The organism is Bacillus sp. GZB (genome assembly GCF_001975995.1).
In the GTDB taxonomy this organism is placed as follows: domain Bacteria; phylum Bacillota; class Bacilli; order Bacillales; family Bacillaceae; genus Bacillus; species Bacillus velezensis.
In genome coordinates this window covers 812,671-834,142 of the sequence record NZ_MTQG01000016.1, presented here as the reverse complement: position 1 = coordinate 834,142, position 21,472 = coordinate 812,671, and the positions used below count along the sequence as shown (strand labels likewise).

12 protein-coding genes are annotated in these 21,472 nt (G+C 47.4%); 6 read left to right on the top strand and 6 right to left on the bottom strand.

Features of this window, described 5'->3' with window-relative positions; all coding sequences use genetic code 11:
* Nucleotides 1-3 precede the first annotated feature (3 nt).
* The 5 genes from hutG to hutP form a co-directional block, all read right to left on the bottom strand.
* Complete coding sequence (hutG, locus tag BXO87_RS10025; protein WP_017418560.1) at nucleotides 4-954, bottom strand: formimidoylglutamase; 951 nt, start codon at nucleotides 952-954, stop codon at nucleotides 4-6.
* Nucleotides 947-2,212 carry an imidazolonepropionase gene (gene hutI / locus BXO87_RS10020; protein WP_042635630.1) on the bottom strand — a complete coding sequence of 422 codons (1,266 nt, stop codon included), beginning with the start codon at nucleotides 2,210-2,212 and terminating at the stop codon, nucleotides 947-949. Before hutI ends, hutG begins: the two co-directional genes overlap by 8 nt.
* Nucleotide 2,213: 1 nt before the next feature.
* Nucleotides 2,214-3,878 carry a urocanate hydratase gene (gene hutU / locus BXO87_RS10015; RefSeq protein WP_012118819.1) on the bottom strand — a complete coding sequence of 555 codons (1,665 nt, stop codon included), beginning with the start codon at nucleotides 3,876-3,878 and terminating at the stop codon, nucleotides 2,214-2,216.
* Complete coding sequence (gene hutH, locus BXO87_RS10010) at nucleotides 3,875-5,413, bottom strand: histidine ammonia-lyase (protein WP_007407811.1); 1,539 nt, start codon at nucleotides 5,411-5,413, stop codon at nucleotides 3,875-3,877. Before hutH ends, hutU begins: the two co-directional genes overlap by 4 nt.
* A 112-nt stretch (nucleotides 5,414-5,525) precedes the next feature.
* Entirely contained in the window at nucleotides 5,526-5,972 is a 447-nt protein-coding gene (gene hutP / locus BXO87_RS10005) for a hut operon transcriptional regulator HutP (protein ID WP_004393292.1), read from the bottom strand.
* A gap of 241 nt (nucleotides 5,973-6,213) precedes the next feature.
* On the opposite strand from hutP, the gene abnB reads away from it, so the two are divergent.
* The gene (gene abnB / locus BXO87_RS10000; RefSeq protein ID WP_038460419.1) at nucleotides 6,214-7,620 is read left to right on the top strand and encodes an arabinan endo-1,5-alpha-L-arabinosidase AbnB; all 1,407 of its coding nucleotides are present in this window, start codon (nucleotides 6,214-6,216) and stop codon (nucleotides 7,618-7,620) included.
* A 184-nt stretch (nucleotides 7,621-7,804) separates the two neighbouring features.
* Nucleotides 7,805-8,194 (top strand): (deoxy)nucleoside triphosphate pyrophosphohydrolase, encoded by a 390-nt coding sequence (locus BXO87_RS09995; protein WP_021494688.1) that lies wholly within the window; start codon nucleotides 7,805-7,807, stop codon nucleotides 8,192-8,194.
* Here the strand turns inward: BXO87_RS09995 and BXO87_RS09990 are convergent.
* Entirely contained in the window at nucleotides 8,183-11,314 is a 3,132-nt protein-coding gene (locus BXO87_RS09990) for a DUF3427 domain-containing protein (protein WP_038460415.1), read from the bottom strand. The two genes, BXO87_RS09995 and BXO87_RS09990, sit on opposite strands and share 12 nt — an antisense overlap.
* Nucleotides 11,315-11,565: 251 nt before the next feature.
* Here BXO87_RS09990 and BXO87_RS09985 point away from each other — a divergent pair, with 251 nt between their 5' ends.
* The 4 genes from BXO87_RS09985 to BXO87_RS09970 all read left to right on the top strand — a co-directional run bounded on the left by BXO87_RS09985 (nucleotide 11,566) and on the right by BXO87_RS09970 (nucleotide 21,470).
* The gene (locus BXO87_RS09985; RefSeq protein ID WP_007614788.1) at nucleotides 11,566-12,012 is read left to right on the top strand and encodes a universal stress protein; all 447 of its coding nucleotides are present in this window, start codon (nucleotides 11,566-11,568) and stop codon (nucleotides 12,010-12,012) included.
* A gap of 147 nt (nucleotides 12,013-12,159) precedes the next feature.
* Entirely contained in the window at nucleotides 12,160-13,071 is a 912-nt protein-coding gene (locus tag BXO87_RS09980; protein ID WP_038460414.1) for a DMT family transporter, read from the top strand.
* 141 nt (nucleotides 13,072-13,212) lie between these two features.
* Complete coding sequence (locus BXO87_RS09975) at nucleotides 13,213-14,277, top strand: polysaccharide lyase family 1 protein (protein ID WP_038460412.1); 1,065 nt, start codon at nucleotides 13,213-13,215, stop codon at nucleotides 14,275-14,277.
* 161 nt (nucleotides 14,278-14,438) lie between these two features.
* Complete coding sequence (locus BXO87_RS09970) at nucleotides 14,439-21,470, top strand: DNRLRE domain-containing protein (protein WP_038460409.1); 7,032 nt, start codon at nucleotides 14,439-14,441, stop codon at nucleotides 21,468-21,470.
* Nucleotides 21,471-21,472 lie beyond the last annotated feature (2 nt).

Below are 21,472 nucleotides of genomic sequence, written 5' to 3'. Positions count from 1 at the left end.
ACTTTAACGTGACAATTTAAATCCCTTTAATGCATGTAAAATGACGTGTGCGGCTGCCCGGCTTGTCATATCGCGAAAATCAAGTGTCGGATCAACCTCAACGATCTCAATACCCGAGATGTCAGCCTCCTGGGCTAAAAACCTGACCGCCTGAAGCAGTTCCTCGGTATACAGACCTCCGGGGCCGATCGCGGGGCAGCCGGGCGCATGAGCTTGATCCAGCACATCCATATCAACCGAAATAAAAATGGCGTCAGCTCTTTTTTGAACGGCCGGCAAGACCTCTTGTATCGTTCGGAGGAGCCCTTTCTCACGGATCATCTCCATTGTATGCACGTCTGCCTGACGTTCTTTTACATATTGTTCATATGCCAAGCTGTTGCTGAACTCCCTGATTCCAAGCTGAATCAGATTTTGTCCGCTTATGATATTTTCATCTAACAGCCGGCGGAATGGCGTGCCGTTTGTCGGTCCTCCGTCTTCTGTGTTGCGGACGTCGTGGTGGGCGTCGAATTGAAAGACGGCCGTTGTTCCTTTCGTTTCCGCAATGGCTTTAATGGTGGAATAACTGATGGAGTTGTCGCCGCCGAGAATGACGGGCACCCAGTCAGGCTGGTCCGTCAGAATGTCATGAATGGTCCGATAAATGTGTTCGTGAGATGTGACGACATCCGTGACGTGAATCTGAATATCACCGATATCGTAAAGATGGTCAATGACATGCTCCCGCAGCTCCGCGGAATAAGCGGAAATCCCGCCGAGCGCCCGGCGGATCGCACCGGGTGCAAAGCAGGCGCCGGAATGGCTGATTGACGACTTAGAAAGCGGAACGCCGATCAAAGCCGGCCCCTTGATCGTTTGTCCCGCCCACGCTTCCGTCACATCGCCGATCCTTGTCACATGGCGGTCGTTGAAGAGGGAGCCGGCTTTTTGCAGAAACGGATACTTATCCAAGAGCGGCTCCCTCCCTTGAGACAACCGTCTTTCCATTCTTGATGACACGGCGGACATGATTGACGCCGTAATGATACGGGATATACATGTAATTCGGCGCTTCCCAAATGACAATGTCAGCCGCCCGTCCGGCTTTAATTTGTCCGGCCTCTTCGCCTTTTCCGATCGCATACGCGGCATTAACGGTGACAGCGTGCCAGATTTCTTCCGCGGTCATTTTTAAATGAAGCGCGGCAATCGACATAATGAGCTGGAGATTTTCCGTCGGTGAGCTGCCCGGGTTGAAGTCAGTCGCCAAACTGACCCGTACGCCCGCATCAATCATCTCCCGGGCTCTCGCATAAGTGTGTTTGCCGAGATAGAAAGTCGTGCCCGGCAGCAGGACGGCGATCGTTCCGGACGCCGCTAGCTTTTCGATGCCTTCGTCAGACGCCCCCACCAAATGATCGGCAGAAACAGCATGCAGCTCTGCCGCCAATTCCGCGCCGCCGAGCGGGTCAATCTCATCAGCATGGATTTTCAGGCCGAAACCAGCTTCAGACGCCTTTTTCAGGTAGTCCCGTGACTGGCTGACGGTAAAGACGCCTGTTTCTGTGAATATATCGGCAAATTGCGCGAGGCCTTTTTCTTTTATTTCAGGCAAAAGCTGCAGCATGCGATTCAGAAATTCGTCAGGGCTGTTCCGGTACTCAGGCGGAATGGCGTGTGCCCCCATAAAGGTCGTGACAAGGTCGACCGGCTGGCGTTCGCCCAGTTTCTTCGCCGCGGTCAGCTGTTTCAGCTCCGTGTCTTTGTCGAGTCCGTACCCGCTTTTTACTTCTGCCGTCGTGATGCCGTATGACAGCATGCGTCCGAGGTGAAAAAGCCCTTTTTCAATCAGTTCTTCTTCGGAAGCGGCTTTCGTGTCTTTGACCGTTGACAAAATGCCGCCGCCTTGCGCCAGAATATCCAAATAGGACATGCCCTGAATTTTTAAATTCAGTTCTTTTTCCCGGGACCCTCCGAATACAAGATGGGTATGGGGATCGACGAGGCCGGGGGTGACGAGCCGTCCCCCGCAGTCGATGATGTCACTTGCCTCGTATCCATCCTCCGCTCCTTGATGTCCGGCAAAAACAATGCGCCCGTCGGAAATGCCGATGACGGCATCTTCCGTGACATGAAGATCCTGCATGCTTCCGCCTGATCGGGGGCCGCCGGATTCCATCGTCAGCAGCTGGCCGATGTTGGTGAGTATGGTATCTATTTGTTTCGGCATGTTACCGCTCCTTTTTCATCGGTATCATAATGTCTTGTTCCTCGGCGACTTGAGCCGCTTTTTCATAACCTGCGTCCGCATGGCGGATAATGCCCATTCCCGGATCGCTTGTCAGAACGCGGGAAAGCCGCTGTTCCGCAAGGATGCTGCCGTCAGCGACCGCGACCATTCCCGCGTGAAGGGAATACCCCATGCCGACGCCCCCGCCGTGGTGAAAAGAAACCCAGCTTGCGCCTGAGGCCGTGTTGATCAGCGCGTTCAGCACCGCCCAATCGCCGACCGCGTCGCTTCCGTCTTTCATCGCTTCTGTTTCCCGATTCGGAGAGGCGACAGATCCGCAGTCTAAATGGTCTCTGCCGATGACGATCGGGGCTTTCAGCTCGCCGTTTCTGACCAATTCATTGATGGCGAGCCCCATCTTTTCCCGTTCACCGTAGCCGAGCCAGCAAATACGGGACGGCAGGCCTTGGAATGTGACTTTTTTCTGCGCCATGTCAATCCAGCGGTGAAGGGCTTGATTTTCTGGAAACAGCTCTTTTAATAAAGCGTCCGTGCGGTATATATCTTCAGGGTCTCCCGACAGCGCGGCCCAGCGGAACGGCCCTTTTCCTTCACAAAATAAAGGACGGATGTAGGCGGGAACGAATCCCGGAAAATCAAAAGCATCGGCGAGACCCTCATCTTTGGCAGCCTGGCGGATATTGTTGCCGTAATCAAAGACGACGGCACCTTTTTTCTTGAAGGCGAGCATGGCTTCCACGTGCTTTTTCATACTCTGCTTGGAAAGCCTTACGTATAATTCAGGCTGATCCCGGCGCAGGCGGTCGGCCTCTTCAAGTGAGTATCCTGCCGGAATATAGCCGATCAGCGGGTCGTGAGCGGAAGTCTGATCGGTCACGATGTCAATATGGACCCCGCGGTTCAAAAGCTCATGATGCACCTCAGCCGCATTGCCGAGAAGGCCGATCGATAAAGGCTCTCCGGCTTGTCTGGCTGCTTCGGCCCAGCGCAGCGCTTCGTCAATTGATGCTGTTTTACGGTCGCAATAGTTTGTTTCAATGCGTTTATCAATCCGTGTTTCATCCGCTTCAACGGCGATGACGACGCCATCATTCATTGTGACGGACAGCGGCTGGGCGCCTCCCATTCCGCCAAGTCCGGCCGTCAGCGTAAGGGTTCCTTTCAGACTGCCGCCGAAATGCTGTCTCGCAAGCTCCGCAAAGGTTTCATAGGTGCCCTGCAGAATACCTTGTGAGCCGATATAAATCCAGCTGCCGGCCGTCATCTGCCCGTACATCATCAGTCCTTTTTTCTCAAGGTCATGGAAATGCTCCCAATCCGCCCATTTCGGCACGAGAACCGAATTAGCCAGCAGGACGCGGGGCGCGCGGCTGTGCGTGCGGAACAATCCGACAGGTTTTCCGGATTGGATCAGCAGTGTTTCATCATCTTTTAACATTTTGAGGGAACGCTCAATCGCGTGAAAAGCATCCCAGTTTCGTGCGGCCTTGCCTATGCCGCCGTATACGATCAGATCCTCCGGCTTTTCGGCAACCTCCGGGTCAAGGTTGTTTCGGAGCATGCGGAGCACGGCTTCCTGCTCCCATCCTAAGCATTCAAGTTCGGTGCCGCGGCCGGCGCGGATTGATTTCTTTACATCAGTCATCTTGTAAGTCCCCCTTCATTGGTCATCAGTTTTTGGTGATGCTCATTCGGCAGAAAAGACTCCTTCTTCAGCCAGTCACTCAGATGCTCGATGTCATAAGAAAACACGCGGTCTTCTTGTATGGACGGCACGATGTTTCTCATTTCGTGATAGAGCTGTTTTGTGTACGAAGCGCAATGTTCCGCACCCCGGTACTCCACGGCCTGCAACGCGCAAATAGCTTCAACGGCAAGCACCCGTCTCGTATTCGCGATGATCTGGTAGGCGTGCCTTGAGGCGATGGTTCCCATGCTGACGTGATCCTCCTGGTTTGCCGATGAAGGAATGGAATCGACACTGGCGGGATGGGCCAGGGTTTTATTTTCTGACACGAGGGAGGCCGCCGCATATTGCATGATCATCGCTCCGGATTGTAAGCCGGGCTGCGGGCTCAGAAAGGGCGGCAGGTCATTCAGCTGCGGATTCACAAGCCGTTCGATCCGGCGTTCAGAAATATTCGCAAGCTCGGCCGCCGCCACTTTGAGAAAATCCATGGCAAAGGCGATCGGCTGTCCGTGAAAGTTTCCGCCTGAGATGATTTTGGCGCCGTCTTCGAAAATGAGCGGGTTATCTGTCGCGGCATTCATCTCAATTTCTAATTTTTCTTTTACATACGCTAATGTCTGCCATGATGCGCCGTGGACTTGAGGAATACAGCGGATCGAATAGGCGTCCTGGACACGCAGCTCCCCTTGGACGGTCGTCAGCTTGCTGTCTGACAAGTAATAGCGGATTCGCTCTGCGACATCCATCTGTTCCTGATAACCGCGGGCGGCATGAATGTCCTCGTCAAACGCATCGATAATGCCCTGAAGGCCTTCGATCGTTAAGCTCGCAATCCGTTCCGACTGATAGGCCAGCTTTTCGGCTTCGAGGTAAGCGATCAGCCCCATCGCGGTCATGGCCTGCGTTCCGTTGATCAGCGCGAGTCCTTCCTTAGAGGTCAGGACGGCCGGCTGAAGGGTTGTCTGTTCTAAAGCATGAGCTGTCGGCATCCGGGCCCCTTCGTAAAAGACTTCGCCTTGACCGATAAGCGCCAGTGCGAGATGAGAAAGCGGCGCCAAATCCCCGCTCGCCCCCAGTGACCCTTGCTGCGGGATGACCGGGTGAATGCGATGATTGAGATACGCGAGCAGTTGATCAATCAGCTCAGTCCGCACGCCGGAAAAGCCTTTCAGCAGGGCATTGGCGCGCAAAAGCAGCATGGCCCGCGATACAGATTCCGGAAACGGATCACCGACGCCGCACGCGTGAGAAAGAATCAGATTCAGCTGCAGATCCGCGGCGTCTTCTTTTTGAATCAGCACATCGCTGAACTTGCCGAATCCCGTCGTAATCCCGTAAATGGTCTTCTCCTCTTGAACGATCCGTTCAACCGCCGCCCTGCTTTTTTTCACACGTTCCATGCTTTCGGCAGATGCTTGAACCTCTTCAAAATCAAACAGCACACGCTGGGCATCTGCGGTTGTCAGTGAGGAACCGTCTAACGTCACCATCATTTCAACCCCTTTTCCTTTACTTTGGTAAAGCGCCCATACAAAAAGGAGCTATGCCATGAAAATGATATTTCACGCATAGCCCCCTATCATCTGAAATCTATGGGCTGATTCATATGTGATTAATTCCGACTCCGAATGTTTCGTGCTCAAGCCCCTTAATCGGAGCTCCGATCGTGCCGTAAAGTGAAACGGCGATCCAATCGCCTTCCGCCTCGCTTTCATACGGATTTCCCCGCAAGACGGCAAACTTCAGGCCCACGGTACGAAGCAGCGAGCCAAGCAGCATTTCGCCCCGCGTCACTCCGTGCAAAGCTTCCATTGTGGCATGATACAGCGCATGTGATTCGCGATAACCCTCAGATTGAATGACGCCGCTCTTTTTGGAAGCGGTTTCAATTGCGGCTACCACCTTATGCGCATCCATTGAACCCACTCTGCCGAGACAGACTTTCCAGCCGTCCCGTTCCAGCCGGCTGATCTGCTGGTTTTCTTCAGTCTCATGAAGCAGAAGAAGGACGGACAATCGCCCGATGCGGCGGTCTTTGTGTAAGGTCATATATGCTTCACTCAATTCTTAAATATTCTGATAACTAGTAACTGTTTTTTATATTAAGTGTTTGCGAATCAGAAGTCAAAACTTTTTTTCCAGTCTTTCACAAATCAGATTGCTATCGAAGTAAAGCGGTACATCGTGAAGCCGGCGCTGTTGATCACATATTTCCGCCATCCGCATCATAAAATGGAGCGTTGTCTTGAAAGCGTTTTAAGAAAAGAAGAGAGCGAGGAGATTTCAGAAAATGAAAACCAGTTTCTTTCGTGTGTGCCTGGTCTCAGCAGCGGTCATCGGGTTCACTCTGCCGCAGGCAAAAGCCCAGCATCCGGTTTTTTCAGAGGTCAGCGTGCATGATCCGTCCGTCATCAAAACAGGCGATACATATTATGTATTCGGCTCGCATTTGGCTTCCGCCAAGTCGAAAAACCTGATGCAGTGGCAGCAACTGTCTTCGAGCGTCAATCCCAATAATCCCCTGATCCCGAACGTCTACACCGAATTAAAAGAGACATTCGACTGGGCCCAGTCTGATACGCTGTGGGCGCCGGATGTCGCCCAGCTGGCTGACGGGAAATTTTACATGTACTATAACGCCTGTAAAGGAGACTCGCCGCGATCCGCTCTCGGTGTCGCCGTGAGTGACAACATCGAAGGGCCCTACAAAAACAAAGGCATCTTTTTGAAATCGGGCATGGAAGGAAAAAGCGAAGACGGCACGACGTATAATGCAAACGTTCATCCGAACGTCGTAGATCCGCAAACGTTTTTTGACCATAAAGGCAAGCTCTGGATGGTGTACGGCTCTTACTCCGGAGGGATTTTTATACTGGAAATGAATCCGAAAACCGGTTTCCCGCTCCCGAACCAAGGCTACGGAAAAAAACTGCTCGGCGGAAATCACAGCAGAATCGAAGGCCCGTACATCAGCTACAATCCGGAAACGAAATATTACTATCTGTATCTGTCATTCGGCGGACTTGACACAGCCGGCGGTTATCATATGCGTGTGGCGCGCTCTAAAAATCCGGACGGTCCGTACTATGACGCCGCAGGCCATAACATGCTTGACGCCAAAGGAAAAGACGGCAGTTTCTTCGACGACAAAGCAATTGAACCGTACGGGGTCAAACTCATGGGCGGCTACAGCTTCGCCTCACAATCTGAAAAAGGCACGGGCTACGTATCGCCGGGACACAACTCCGTATTTTACGACGAGAAAACGAAACGATCATACCTCATTTTCCACACCCGTTTCCCGAACAGAGGAGAAGAGCACGAAGTCAGAGTACATCGGCTGTACATGAACAAAGACGGATGGCCCGTTGCAGCGCCATACCGCTATGCGGGAGAACCGGATACACACATTCCGGCGGCCGCCGCATCCGGAACTTACAAACTCATCCAGCACGGAAAAGACATTACAGCTACGATCAAAACCCCAAAAAACATCCGGCTTAACAACGACGGCACCATTTCCGGGGAAATGACCGGAACCTGGACAATAACGGACAGCAGCAAAGCCCGAATCAACCTGAACGGCACAAATTATGACGGCGTCTTCCTGAAAGAATGGGACTCAGCGAGAGAGAAAGAAGTTGTGACGTTTAGTGTGCTGAGCGGTGATGGGGAGGCTGTTTGGGGAGTGAAATAAAAAAGCACCTACTCCAGTTTGGAGGGTGCTTTTTTATTTCTAATTAGGAGAATGAACTTCTATTGCTTTTAATAAACTAATTGAATTATGATGGACTCAACCTCTATCATTTGTAATGAATAGTATAAAATTGAAAACAAAAATATGAATACATACCTAAGAAAAAACGAAAGGAAGTTTAATTTTGAAAAAAACAATAAAAGTAGCCGCCGCAGTCATACAAAATGAAAACAATGAAATTCTATGTGCTCTACGTTCACCAACAATGTCTCTTCCTAATCTGTGGGAGTTTCCTGGTGGAAAGCTTGAAGAAGGAGAGAATGCTCGGGAAGCACTTGTAAGAGAAATTGAAGAGGAACTTGACTGTAAAATTGTTGCGGGCGATGTGATAGCCGATATTCATCATGAATATGAGAAGGTCATCGTCAATTTAATTTCAATAAAAGCGAAGATTGTATCAGGAGAGCCGGTAGCGAAAGAGCATGCGGAATTCAGATGGGTGCCTATTCGTGAGCTAGAATCACTAGAGTGGGCACCCGCTGATCTTCCGACCGTATCTGCTTTAATTCGTTAAATCCACATACAAGTTTTCTGGGACAGGCTGATGGAGCTTCCATTTGACATTCATTGGCTTGTCTCCGTGGCTTGATACATAATCCGCTTCTCCTACATAAATAAATGGTAAAGTGATGTTGTGCATTTCAGTGAATTTCCTCACAAATAAATGAATATGGTATCCTTTTTCCTTATGGTGAATTAAGTTTTGCCCTACGCTTGATGTATGTGAGGTTTGGTTTTGACTTTGCCAGTGAAAATGGCTAGGATCAATAAAATAATCTTTATATAGCAAATGATCTTCTACTTTTTCTGACTTATTCAAATTGATAAAGATTAAATAGTGATTTTTAACTCTACGTACACCCTCTCGCCAAGTCCCTTCCTGGTCAGTTGACTGAAAAAGATAAATGAGCTCATTTCTTGTGTAGGTTTGATACATTGTAAGCTTAATCTCTCTTGAAGCAAGGGCTTCTATATTGTTCATACGTCTAAATTCAATCAGTCCATAGTGGACGCGCTCCTTAATATACGGTCCGAATAATGGATCGGTTAAAATCTCGCTTACTACTGGATCTAACTTGAATGTATCACCTTGTAATGTACCAAAGCGCCAATTCTGTTTTTGATCTGATTTCGTTAAACGCTCCATTGCTCGCTGAATGAGGTCATCATGTGTATCTGTTGTGATTTGAATATGAAACTGTTTTTCTAACGATTCTTTTACATCTTCTATTGTGATGATATTTTTGTGAAAACCGCTCTGTAAAATTAACCATTCATAAGGCCATTTAATAGGTAATTGCTGTTCTAATTTTGCTACTATCCCTACAACCAAGGGGTTATTGAGAATCCCTTCATCTGTAACATTCAAATCGTCCATTTTCTTTTTGGTCTGTACCCACGATTTGTATTTCTTTATAAAAAAGGTAAGCCCAGGTGCCTGTTCAGAGTATAGAAAATCAATTAATTCTGGAGAGCGTCCTAGCTCTTGTTTAAATTGCTTGTATAACGTTTTCAGCATGGCATCTGAATTTAGTTTAATATGATCGATCTTATTTAAAATTTCTTTCTTCGTTACGGCTGAAAGGTCAACATAAGATCCTCCAGGTAAATCTGAAAACTCATGCGTCACAGCCACTCGGAGGGAATCTTTATCAAACGATTTTTGACTTGTTTGTCCAGATAGTGCGAGTGGAATAACGAATGACTTTTGATAGTTTCCGATAAAATCCAGTATCGTTACAAACTCTTTGTCGTCAGTTTTTCTAAGTCCCCGTCCTAATTGCTGAATGAAAATCGTTGGTGATTCTGTTGGTCTAAGGAACAATAGTAGATTGAGCTTTGGAATATCTATTCCTTCGTTGAAAATATCTACTGTAAATATAAGTTCTAAACTGTGATGCGGGTCCTCCAATTGGCGAATGACCTCTTGTCTTTTTGCAGGAGAATCATTGCCTTTTAAGTAAGTTGTATAAAAACCCAATTTGTTAAATTCATCACTCATGTATATTGCGTGTTCGACGTTTGTACAGAAACCTAAGCCAACCATTTTCTCGCCGTAAAAACCATACATGTTGATCATTTTGATGATATATTCTACTCGTTTATGAGTTTTTAAATGATCTACTAGCGATTTCTCTTCGTACAGCCCATTTTTCACTTTTACTTTTTCGTAACCTACAGTATGATCTGAAATTCCAAAATAGTGAAATGGCGCAAGTAGCTCTGCCTTTAGGGCATCGCGGAGTCTAATTTCGTAAACAACATTATGATCACAAATCTGAAGCACATCTTTACCGTCAAGGCGCTCTGGAGTTGCAGTTAAACCTAATAAAAACTTTGGTGTAAAGTAGTTTAATACAGCTTGATAAGTAGATGCTTCTGCATGATGGAATTCATCAATCACAATGTAGTCAAATTCATCTGTTGAAAAGGATTCCAATGTTTCTTTTTTATGTAACGTTTGTACTGTGCTAAATAGAAAACGTTTATCTCCTTCTTTTTTCGTTCCAGTCAATAAACCAAAATCTTCATGATTATTTGTGACTTTCTGGAATGTTTCAATTGCTTTTGTAAGTAACTCTTCCCGGTGGGCAAGAAAAAGATATTTATTTGGTTTAAATTGTTCAAAATCAAATGCTGCTAAAAATGTTTTTCCGGTTCCAGTGGCGGCGATGATGACTGCCTTTGTCTCCCCTTCGTTTCTTGTTTTTTTAAGGTTTCGTAACGCTTCCTTTTGCATGGCATTCGGGGACATTTTCGTTTTGTAAAGAGAGTTTTGAGCAGCAAAGGAAGCACTTACCTTTTGGCTTCCTGCTTGGAATTCCTCATAGGCTTGTAAAAATTGTTCGTCAACAGGCTGTGTCTTTTCATTCCAAATAGTGTCAAACAAATCTTTTGTTTGTTGATAAACGGGGAGATATTTGGTTTCAGGTAGTCTAACATTTAACTCATACCCGGTCGTAAGTGCAGCTTGTGATAGATTTGAAGATCCTACAATGACACTATGCTGTCCAGAACAGCGTTCAAATAAGTATGCTTTCGTATGGAAAGATTTTTTATATTCATTTACAATTCTCAACTCAACATTTTCAAATTGAAGAAGATGTCTTAACGCCTTCGGTTCTGTAATACCCATATAGGTAGATGTAATGATGCGTACAGGGACATGTCTTTTAGCAAGCTCCTGAAGCGGAGGGATCAAAAGCTGAACACCAGACCACCTTGTGAAACTAACCATAAAGTCTACCCGATCCGCCGTTAACATTTCGTGTTTTAATGCTTTGAAAAAGTTATCATGAGTTTGATGATTTCCTAGCAGTTTCAGACGATGTAGAGAAAATTCCTCTGAAATAGGAAGTTCCATTTCATTTAAACTATAAAGCACTGTGGAAAGTGGTAATGAAAAATTCGTATGTTGTCCAAGCTGAGAGGCAACCTTCTCGCTCAGCTGAATCGCTTGTTCATATTGATCTTGATCCACAAGTGTTTGAAATGTCTCGCTCAGTTGTTTTGCCGTATGTAAAGTCAAAACCTCTGCATATTCTTTTGGGCTGACCGGTTGAATGCGATGTGATGTTGGATAAAGTTTTTGTTGTTGCTGAATTTCCTCATGGAAGCCTCTATGATTTCTCATCATAATCTCCTTTTTTATATCAATAATTCCATTTTATCACTACTCTTACCAATAGGTAATACTAAAAAAGAAGAGAATAAAGTCCTATTTATTAAGCGCTAAAAAAATAACGCTGAGGTAGTTTGATTTGGTATAAAGACGTCATCGCCACAAACGGAGAAAGTCTGTAAGCGCAATGTTCCGGAGCAAGCCGGCAAAATTGACATTCAGCAAAGAGAGGAGGACAATAAAAGCAGAAAGGCGGGATTCATATGTTTAAAAAAATTCTTGCAGCAGTAGACGGTTCAGACATGAGCGGCAAAGCTTTGGACGCAGCGATCCATCTGGCGAAAGAACAGGAGGCTGAACTCACCATTCTCTATGCGGGACGTGAAGCCGTTGTCTCCACATCAGCCTTAACAGGGATTGTCTATGTTCCGGAAAACTTCATTGAAGACATTAAACATGAAGTCGAGCAAAAAGGAGCGGCCATTTTGGAAGAGGCCAAGCAGAAAGCGGCTGAAAGCGGGGTAAACGCGGAAAGCCTGTACGTCCAGGGCGAACCTGCGCATCAAATTTTAAACATAGCGAAAGAACAGCATTTCAATCTGATTGTCGTCGGAAGCCGCGGAATCAGCGGATTTAAAGAAATGATGCTCGGAAGCGTGAGCCATAAGGTCTCACAATTGTCTCCTTGTCCTGTACTGATCGTTCATTAAACGGAAGACCCTGCTGATGCGGGGTTTTTTTAATGAGAAAAGGCCGCCGGCTTTCGAAAAATAGGATGAAATCTTCCTCTGAATCAAGTAAAATGGCTGTTAGTATTTGTCTGAATAAACAGTCAATGATATGGGGGAAGCAAATCAATGCAAGCTGAACAAACATCAAATGCCGTCATCAAAATGGTCATTTCCATGGTCATTTTCGGATCAATCGGCTTTTTCTCGGAACATACGAATGTGCCTTCAATTGAACTGGTCTTTGTGAGATGTCTGTGCGCCTCATTGTTTCTGGGCGTCTGCTGGTTTGGTTCCGGACGGTACCGCACCGAACAATGGAACCGGCGTGAGGTGCTGCAGACACTGGCCTGCGGATTTTTTCTCGTGCTGAACTGGGTGTTTTTATTTAAATCATTTGAGGAGACATCAGTGACGATAGCGATTTCCGTTTATCATCTGGCTCCGGTTCTCGTCCTTCTTCTAGGGAGCCTTATATATCGGGAGAAACTGCATATTGTGTCTGTCACTTCCATCGTGATTTGTTTTCTGGGCACCGCCCTGATTTCCGGCATCAACGGAAGTACATCATTTTCTCAGCTGATGGGATCGGGTATTATTTGGGACGTGCTGGCCGCCCTTTTTTACGCCTTTACGACACTGGCCGGGAAAGGTATCAACAGTCTCAGCCCATATGCGGTCACCTGTTTGCAGACAGGGTTGGGCGTTATCATTCTTCTCCCGTTCGTCCGTTTCGGCGCTTTTTCTGATTTGTCGCATGTGAACTGGATCATGATTGTGTCAACCGGTATCATTCATACGGGCATTGTGTATTTGCTCTTTTTTGACAGCTTGCGGTTTTTATCCACCCGGTTTATTTCAATCATCGTATTTCTTGATCCGGCGGTGGCGATTGTGCTTGACACCGTATTTACGGGATTTCGCCCCGACCTTTATCAATCTTTGGGGATTGTGATGATTTTTGCGGGGATGGCGCTGTCCTTGATTCGAAAGCAAAAAGCCGTGCCGGCGGAAACTCAGGCAGACAGCACCCGTATATAGGCGGCCGTATCGGCTGCTTTTTTTGTTTTGGGGCTTTTCAGCCATAACGAAAAAGCAGACAAACAGATCATGGAAAAAGAGGATAGTAATTGTATAATACTTCATGTGTTTACAATTTAAGAGATTAAAGGAGTGAAGGGCATGAAAAAGAAGACGCGTCATCTCGCTTTCTTGGCTGCACTCGGCTTTGCGCTTTGTCTGGCCATCGTATGTTCCGCATCCAAGCAGGCAGAAGCGGCAGCGGCTTATCCGGATGTGATGCAGGGACTTACCGGATTCGCTGGCAATGCGAAGGATCATAACGGAAAAGCAAAATCCGCCGTATCGGGAGGCCAGGGCGGCCCCGTCGTCTACGTCAGCAATCTTAATGATCTGAAAAACAATGCGGGCGGAACGGACCGCAAAACCATCGTCATCACAAGTGATATTTCTTCCCCGGATAAAGCCGTTGTGACAGTCGGCGCCAATAAAACCATCGTCGGCTCTTATACCAGCCACAGGCTGACCAACATCTATCTGACCACCGGCTCCGGATCAAACAATGTGATTTTCAAAAATCTCATTATCAGCCATAATGCCGCCATTACAGGCAACAACGACATTCCGATGTACATAGCGAACGGACAGAATTACTGGATTGACCACGTCTGGTTTGAAGGACACAGCTACAATCCGAACAGCCACAGCGATTTGGGAAAGCTTCTGTATGTCGGCGCCAAAGCGGATTTTGTGACGCTGTCTAACTCTAAATTCACAGACCATCTGTACGGCCTGATTCTCGGTTATCCGAATGATGATAACGAAGGACGCAATTATATCGGCTATCCGCATATGACGATCACCAACAACTATTTTAATAACGTCTATGTGCGTTCACCGGGCCTGATGAGATACGGCTATTTTCACGCGAAAAACAACTATGTGACCAATTTCAATTTAGGATTCACCATTCATACAAACGCGACTGTCTTCTCAGAAGCCAACTATTTCGGTAACGGAAATGAAAAAGGCGGAATGATAGACGATTACGGGACGGCCCAATTCACTGACATCGGTTCATTCCCGTCGCTCAAAGCCCCGAAATCACCGCGCACCGGCTGGAATCCGAGATCAAATTACAGCTACGGCACGCTTTCAGCCCAGGACGCCAAAAACTTCGCCCAATCCTACGCGGGAGCACAAAATACAAATCTTCGCTATCCATAATACGAAAAACCGCCGGCAGCCGGCGGTTTTTTTATATGAATAAAAGGTTCAAAATTCCTATAATCCTTAAAATAACCTTAAATACCTAGGAAAATATTGATAAACAATTTCAATAATATTACTATTGTTAAGCCTATATTACAAAAGAAGGAGGAGAACCTATGAAAATAGGAAAAAAGAACAAGTGGAAAAAGTGGCTGGCCGGCACTCTTGCGGCAACGCTGATGATTTCCATTGCGCCTGCCGATGTGTTTGCGGCAGAAACGCGTGAAAAACAAGATCAAGCGAAAACCGCCGCCATTCCGGCCGCAGACCCGGAAAAAGATCTTCCGGCGGAAAGAGCATCTGAGCAGATGCCTCTTGATCAAAAAGATATCAATCAAGACGGTGAGATCACGTCTGAAAGAACTGAGAATTCAAAGCTTTACTATGAAGGCGAGGGTGTGTACAAACAGGAAATCTACACAGACCCCATTCATACGAAAGAAACCGCCAATGCGGACTGGGAAGACGTTTCTCCTGAATTGAAAACCGGCTCAAAGGAAGTCGGGACGGAAAATACAGTGCTGAATTCCGATTTTCTGAAGCAAATGAAAAACGGATTATACGCTACATTTGAACACAATGATCATAAGCTCACATACTCATTAACCGGCGCAAAAGGCCCCGATCAGGCTGCAATTACTCCGACAGATGCCTCAGCAAAAGTAAGGGAAGACAGCAACGAGCTTACGTATCAGCAAGTGTTTCCTGCAATTGATTTACAAACCTACACATTTAACGAAAACATAAAAGAAGACCTTGTGCTTCACAAATATGAAGGCTACAATTCCTTCACCTTTCAAATCAAAACTGATCTTCAGGCTAAAGAACAGGAAGACGGCTCGATCGCGTTTTCTGATGATAAAGACAATGTCGTCTACACCGTGCCGAAGCCCTTTATGACCGACTCAGATCTCGACGAAAAGTCAGGTGAAGTCAACAGGTCAGAAGATGTCAGCTTCAAGCTTGAAAAAAACAGCGAAGGCTACTTGCTCCATGTAACGGCCGATGAAAAATGGCTGAAAGATCCCAAGCGGGTTTATCCGGTATCTATTGACCCTTCAACATCAGTATCTGTGTCATCCGATACCTTTGTCATGAGCGCGTACCCGACGACAAACTACTCTGCCGCATCGCAGAAATGGGATGCCGGATTGAAAGCGTACGTGCTGAAAACTGGATATTATGACGGCACAACCGGAACGAACTACGCTTTTATGAAGTTTGATAATCTAAAGCCGATCAAAAACATGACGGTGACGAAAGCGACGCTCAAAGCGTACACAGCCCACTCCTATTACGGATCAAAGGCGACGGGGCTTTGGCTCGACACCGTTAACAGCAATTACGACAATGCCAAGATTACGTGGAAGAACAAGCCGGGCTCCAAAAACATCGGCAAAGCCGAGGTCTATAAAGGCCAATGGGCAAGCTTCGATGTCACCTCCGCAGTCAAGTCGTGGAACAGCGGCGGCGCCAATTACGGCTTTAAGCTTCACGCAAACGGCAACGGAAAAGAATATTGGAAGAAGCTGATGTCATCAGCAAACTCTGCTAAAAAACCATACATTGAAGTGACATACACAATTCCGAAGGCGGACACGCCGTCTGTCAAAGCGTATCATAACGGAGATTCGACAGGATTTTTCAATATCAGCTGGAAAAAAGCTGAAGGCGCCAAAAGCTATAAAGTCTGGCTTTATAACGGGAAAGAATATCAGGCCATTCCGGTCGGCAATGCAACCTCTTGGAGCACAAAAGGAAAAAATATCTGGCCGACAAAAGCGGAAATCGACTCCGGCAAATATAAGCTGCATACAGACGGAAAAGGCGGAACTGAATTAGCGCTTAATCCTTCGCCGGTCTATAAAAACGCCGGCGGCAGCTATCCGGCAAGTAAAAATTACTGGGTCGCGGTCAGCGCGGTGTTTGACCAGGGAGAAGGCGCCATGTCTGCGGCCGCCAAGCCCGTCATTCCGAATATCGGAAGAGTTCAGAAACCGAACACGAAAGGCTTTAATAACAACAACGCCACAGGCTGGTTTGATCTTTCCTGGAAAGCTGTATCAGGCGCAGCCGGGTATAAAATGCAAGTCTTTAACGGCAAAGGCTTTGAAACGCTTGACCTCGGAAATAAAACATCCTGGTCCACAAAAGATCAAAACATCTGGCCGACAAAGGCGGAAATCAGCGCCGGAAAATATGCGCTTCACCTGAAAGACAAAAAAGGCGCGGAATTGCCGATCAACCCGGGCCCCGTTTATAAAAACGCCGGCGGAGATGCAAATCGGAAAACTTACGGATTTAAAGTCATTGCTTATAACAAAGACGGAGAAGCGATCGCCTCACCGGAAGCGAGTCCGGCGCTGCCTGATATCGCAAAGCCGAAAAACCTGACAGGCTATGTCTATACGAACACGAAATCGAGCCAAACGGGTTATGTCAATCTCATATGGGATAAAGTCAAAAACGCCAAAGGCTACAAAATCAACATCTACAACGGAAAAGACTATCAATCATTCGATGTCGGGGATACCGATCATTGGACGACCCAAAACAAACGCATCTGGCCTTCAGCCGAAGAAGTGAAAGCGGGAAGATTCCAGCTTCACACAGACGGAAAGGGCGGCGAACTGGCGCTTGACCCTTCACCTGTTTACGAAAACGCAAACGGCAATTACAAAGGGAAGAAGAACTACTCCTTCACGCTGACCGCCTATGACGCAAACGGTGACAGCATACCGACGGCACCTTTTAACCCTGTTTTCCATGAAGGGGCGGAATTCCTCGGAACGGAAGAATTCTGGTCTATTATCGACATTCCGGACGGACAGCTGAACGGCGCGACGGGAAATGTCATCGTCAATGAGGAAGATATGTCAATCGACGGACGCGGGCCGGGGCTCGGGCTCTCCCGGACATTCAACAGCCTTGACAGCTCTGACCATATGTTCGGCCAAGGCTGGTATGCCGATGCGGAAACGTCGATCCTTTCTGAAGACGGCAGAGCCGTTTATATTGATGAGGACGCGACAACACATGTCTTCACGAAAAAATCTGACGGCACGTATCAGCCGCCGACGGGCGTTTATCTCGAACTGACGGAAACAAGCGACCAATTTGTATTAAAAACAAAAGATCAGACGAACGCTTATTTCAGCAAAAAAGGCGGCAAGCTCCAAAAAATCGTTGACGGACACAACAATACAACCGTATACGAATATAACGACAGCAATCAGCTGACCGCCATAACAGACGCATCAGGGCGCAAGCTGACATTTACCTATGATGAAAACGGCCATGTCACATCTCTTACAGGGCCGAAAAACAAAAAGATTTCATATTCATATGACAAAGACCTTCTCAAAAAGGTGACGGATACTGACGGCAGCGTCACAAGCTACGACTATGATGCCGAAGGGCGCCTCGTCAAGCAGTATTCCGCAAACAGCACGGATGACAAACCGCTGTTCACTGAATACCAATACAGCGGCCACCGTCTGGCCAAAGCCGTCAATGTGAAAAAAGAAACGTACGACTACAGCTACGACGCGGGCAAAAAAACGCTGCTCATGACGCAGCCGAACGGCCGCAAAGTGCAGTACGGCTATAATGAGGCGGGCAACCCGATTCAGATGATCGATGATGCCGAAGGGCTGAAAATCACGACCAACACTGTATACGAAGGCAACAACGTCATTCAGGACACCGATCCGAACGACGCGGATGCGGGCAAAGCGACAGAAAGCTATCAATATGATAAAGACGGCAACGTCACAGCCGTAAAAGACAACTACGGCACCGAAACGTATCAGTACAACAAAAACAATGACGTAACGAAAATGAAGGACACCGAGGGGAACATCACTGATATTGCGTACGACGGACTTGATGCCGTTTCTGAGACGGATCAAAGCGGAAAATCCTCATCCGCCGCCGTGTATGACAAGTACGGAAATCTCATTCAATCAAGCAAAGAGCTGGCAGCTTCGGCAAGTCTGCTGAAAGACGGCAGCTTTGAAGAAACAAAGCTGGGCTGGAATCTCACCGCTACGAGAGACAGCGGAAGCATCGCGTCTGTCAAAGGAAGAAGCGGCGCGCTGTCCGGACAAAAAGCATTGGAGGTCACCTCACAATCCTCTACTGCCGGAACAGAGCACGGCCATGCGTCCGCAACGCAGGAAGTGCAGCTAGAGCCGAATACGACGTATACACTCAGCGGCCAGATCAAAACGGATCTGACGAAGGCAAGAGCGTATTTCAACATTGATCTGCGTGACAAAGACCAAAAACGCATTCAATGGATTCACAATGAATCAGGCGCATTAGCCGGAAAGAATGACTGGACGAAACGGCAGATCACCTTTACAACACCGGCCAATGCAGGAAAAGCCATCGTCTATATGGAAGTGGATCATAACGACAAGGACGGCAAAGGAAAAGCGTGGTTTGATCAGGTTCAGCTGGAAAAAGGCGAAGTCTCTTCAAGCTATAACCCGGTGCAAAACAGCAGTTTCACGGCCAAAACAGATGGCTGGAGCACAAGCGGAGCCGCCGCTGACCTTGATGAAGGCTTCGATGATGACAGCTCATTAAAAGCGTCCCGCACAAATGCATCACAAGCCAATGCGGCCGCAAAACAAACCGTTACGCTAGGCCAAAGCGCGGACGATAAGCCGGTATATATCACGCTGACAGGGATGTCCAAGGCTGACGGCGTAAAATTAACGAACGACAATGATTACGCTCTTCAGGCTGACGTCACTTATGCGGACGGCACGACGGGCGTATACACCGCCAAATTCCCGCAGGGGACACAGGAATGGAACCGGGCGGCGGCAGTCATTCCGAAAACAAAGCCGATCAATAAAATCGAAATCAGCATTCTGTTCCAAAAAAGCGCCACAGGAACGGCGTGGTTTGATGATATCCGTTTAATCGAAGGAAGCATCCTGACGAAAAACACCTATGACGAAAAAGGAAACTACGTCACAAAAGAAGAAGACGAACTAGGGTATGCAAGCACTGCTTCATATGACGAGACTGGAAAGAAAATGTCTGAAACCGACGCGAAAGGCGAAACAACCGCCTACGAATACGATCAGGCCGACCAGCTGACAAAGCTGACCTTGTCAAACGGCACATCCATCCTTCACAGCTATGACAAGGAAGGAAATGAGCTGACAAAAACGATTCGGGCCAGCGCAGACCAGACCTATCAATATGAATATGACGTCATGGGCAAGCTCGTCAAAACAACCGACCCGCTCGGCAATGTACTGAAGAGTGAATATGACGCCAACAGCAACTTGACGAAAACCGTTTCCGCCAACGGCAATGAAGTGTCGCTGACCTATGACGGCACCGACCGGGTTAAGTCAAAAGCGTATAACGGCACTGAAAAATACAACTTTACCTATGACAAAAACGGCAATGAAACATCGGTCACAAACAAAGAACAAAATACAACGAAAAAACGCACCTTTGACAACAAAAACCGCCTGACCGAATTAACCGACCGCGGCGGCAGCCAAAGCTGGACGTATCCGGCTGATTCGGATAAGCTGAAAACTTTCTCATGGAGCCACGGCGGCCAAAAAGGAACAAACAGCTTTACGTACAACAAACTTGATCAAATGATTGAAATGAAAGACGGCACTTCAGCCTATACATTTGATTATGATGAAAACGGCAATGTCCAGACATTCATCAGCGGAAATGAAGTCGGCACGAGCTTCTCATATGATGAGCGGAATCTTGTCAGCTCTCTTCATATCGGAGCGAAAAACGGCGGCAGCATCTTCCGGGAAAGCTATGAATACGACGCCAACGGCAACCGCACGATCATCGACAGCTCAGCGGGCGGAAAGGTCCAGTACGAATACGGCAAGCTCAACCAGCTCGTCAAAGAAACTCATGAAGACGGCACCGTCATTCAATATACGTACGACGGCTTCGGCAACCGGACAAACGTCACCGCCACAAAGGACGGCGCAAGCAAATCAGTCAACGCATCCTTCAACATCATGAACCAGCTGACGAAGGTGAATGACGAAGACCTGTCCTACGATAAAAACGGCAACCGCACATCCGACGGCAAATACACATATACGTGGGACGCGGAAGACAACCTGACCGCCGTAACGAAAAAAGGCGAAGACAAGCCGTTCGCAACATACAAATATGATGAAAAAGGAAACAGAATCCAAAAAACCGTCAACGGAAACATCACGAACTACTTCTACGACGGAGACAGCCTGAATGTCCTGTATGAAACAGACGCAGACAACAACGTCACAAAATCATACACGTACGGTGACAGCGGCCAGCTGTTATCCTATACAAAGAACGGCAAGAAATATTTCTATCACTACAACGCACACGGCGACGTCATCGCCATCTCAGACAGCACCGGAAAAACCGTTGCCAAATATCAATACGATGCGTGGGGAAATCCGACAAAAACCGAAGCGAGCGACGAAGTAAAAGACAACCGCTACCGCTACGCAGGCTACCAATACGACGAAGAAACCGGCCTGTACTATCTCATGGCCCGCTACTACGAGCCAAGAAACGGCGTATTCCTATCACTCGACCCAGACCCGGGCAGCGACGGCGATTCACTGGATCAGAATGGGTATACTTATGGAAACAACAACCCAGTGATGAACGTCGATCCGGATGGGCATTGGGTGTGGATGGTAGCAGGAGCTTTAATTGGCGGAATTTCATCTTATAAAGCAGCAAAAGCAAAGGGGGCAAGAGGTTGGAGGTTAGTTGGATCTGTAGCCTTAGGTGCTGCTGGCGGAGCAATCGGAGGAAACTATCTACGAGTAGGACGTACTCTATATAAGGCTGGAAAATTATCTAAAACGTATTGGAACGCTAGAAAAGTTGCAAAAGCAAACAAAGGTGTAATTAAAAGAGCTAGAAATAAAAAAGGTTGGGTAGTTACTACTAAAAAACATACAGTAAGATTAATGGGAAGGAATTCAGGACAAAGGAAAAGACCTTATTATCGAATGAGTCATCATAAAAAAGGGGCCATGAACGCAAAGGGACACTATTCAAATAAACAGGCTGAGACTCATATTAAATTAAGATGGCATTCATATAGAAATATCAATAAAAGATTACGTAAGGGGAGATAAAC

Bases quoted from the DNA above. Each gene is read 5' to 3' on its own strand.
- BXO87_RS09980 (WP_038460414.1), top strand. From the start codon at position 12,160: ATGCAAGCTGAACAAACATCAAATGCCGTCATCAAAATGGTCATTTCC.
- hutI (WP_042635630.1), bottom strand. From the start codon at position 2,212: ATGCCGAAACAAATAGATACCATACTCACCAACATCGGCCAGCTGCTG.
- BXO87_RS09975 (WP_038460412.1), top strand. From the start codon at position 13,213: ATGAAAAAGAAGACGCGTCATCTCGCTTTCTTGGCTGCACTCGGCTTT.
- hutP (WP_004393292.1), bottom strand. From the start codon at position 5,972: ATGACCTTACACAAAGACCGCCGCATCGGGCGATTGTCCGTCCTTCTT.
- abnB (WP_038460419.1), top strand. From the start codon at position 6,214: ATGAAAACCAGTTTCTTTCGTGTGTGCCTGGTCTCAGCAGCGGTCATC.
- hutU (WP_012118819.1), bottom strand. From the start codon at position 3,878: ATGACTGATGTAAAGAAATCAATCCGCGCCGGCCGCGGCACCGAACTT.
- BXO87_RS09970 (WP_038460409.1), top strand. From the start codon at position 14,439: ATGAAAATAGGAAAAAAGAACAAGTGGAAAAAGTGGCTGGCCGGCACT.
- BXO87_RS09985 (WP_007614788.1), top strand. From the start codon at position 11,566: ATGTTTAAAAAAATTCTTGCAGCAGTAGACGGTTCAGACATGAGCGGC.
- BXO87_RS09990 (WP_038460415.1), bottom strand. From the start codon at position 11,314: ATGAGAAATCATAGAGGCTTCCATGAGGAAATTCAGCAACAACAAAAA.
- hutH (WP_007407811.1), bottom strand. From the start codon at position 5,413: ATGGTGACGTTAGACGGTTCCTCACTGACAACCGCAGATGCCCAGCGT.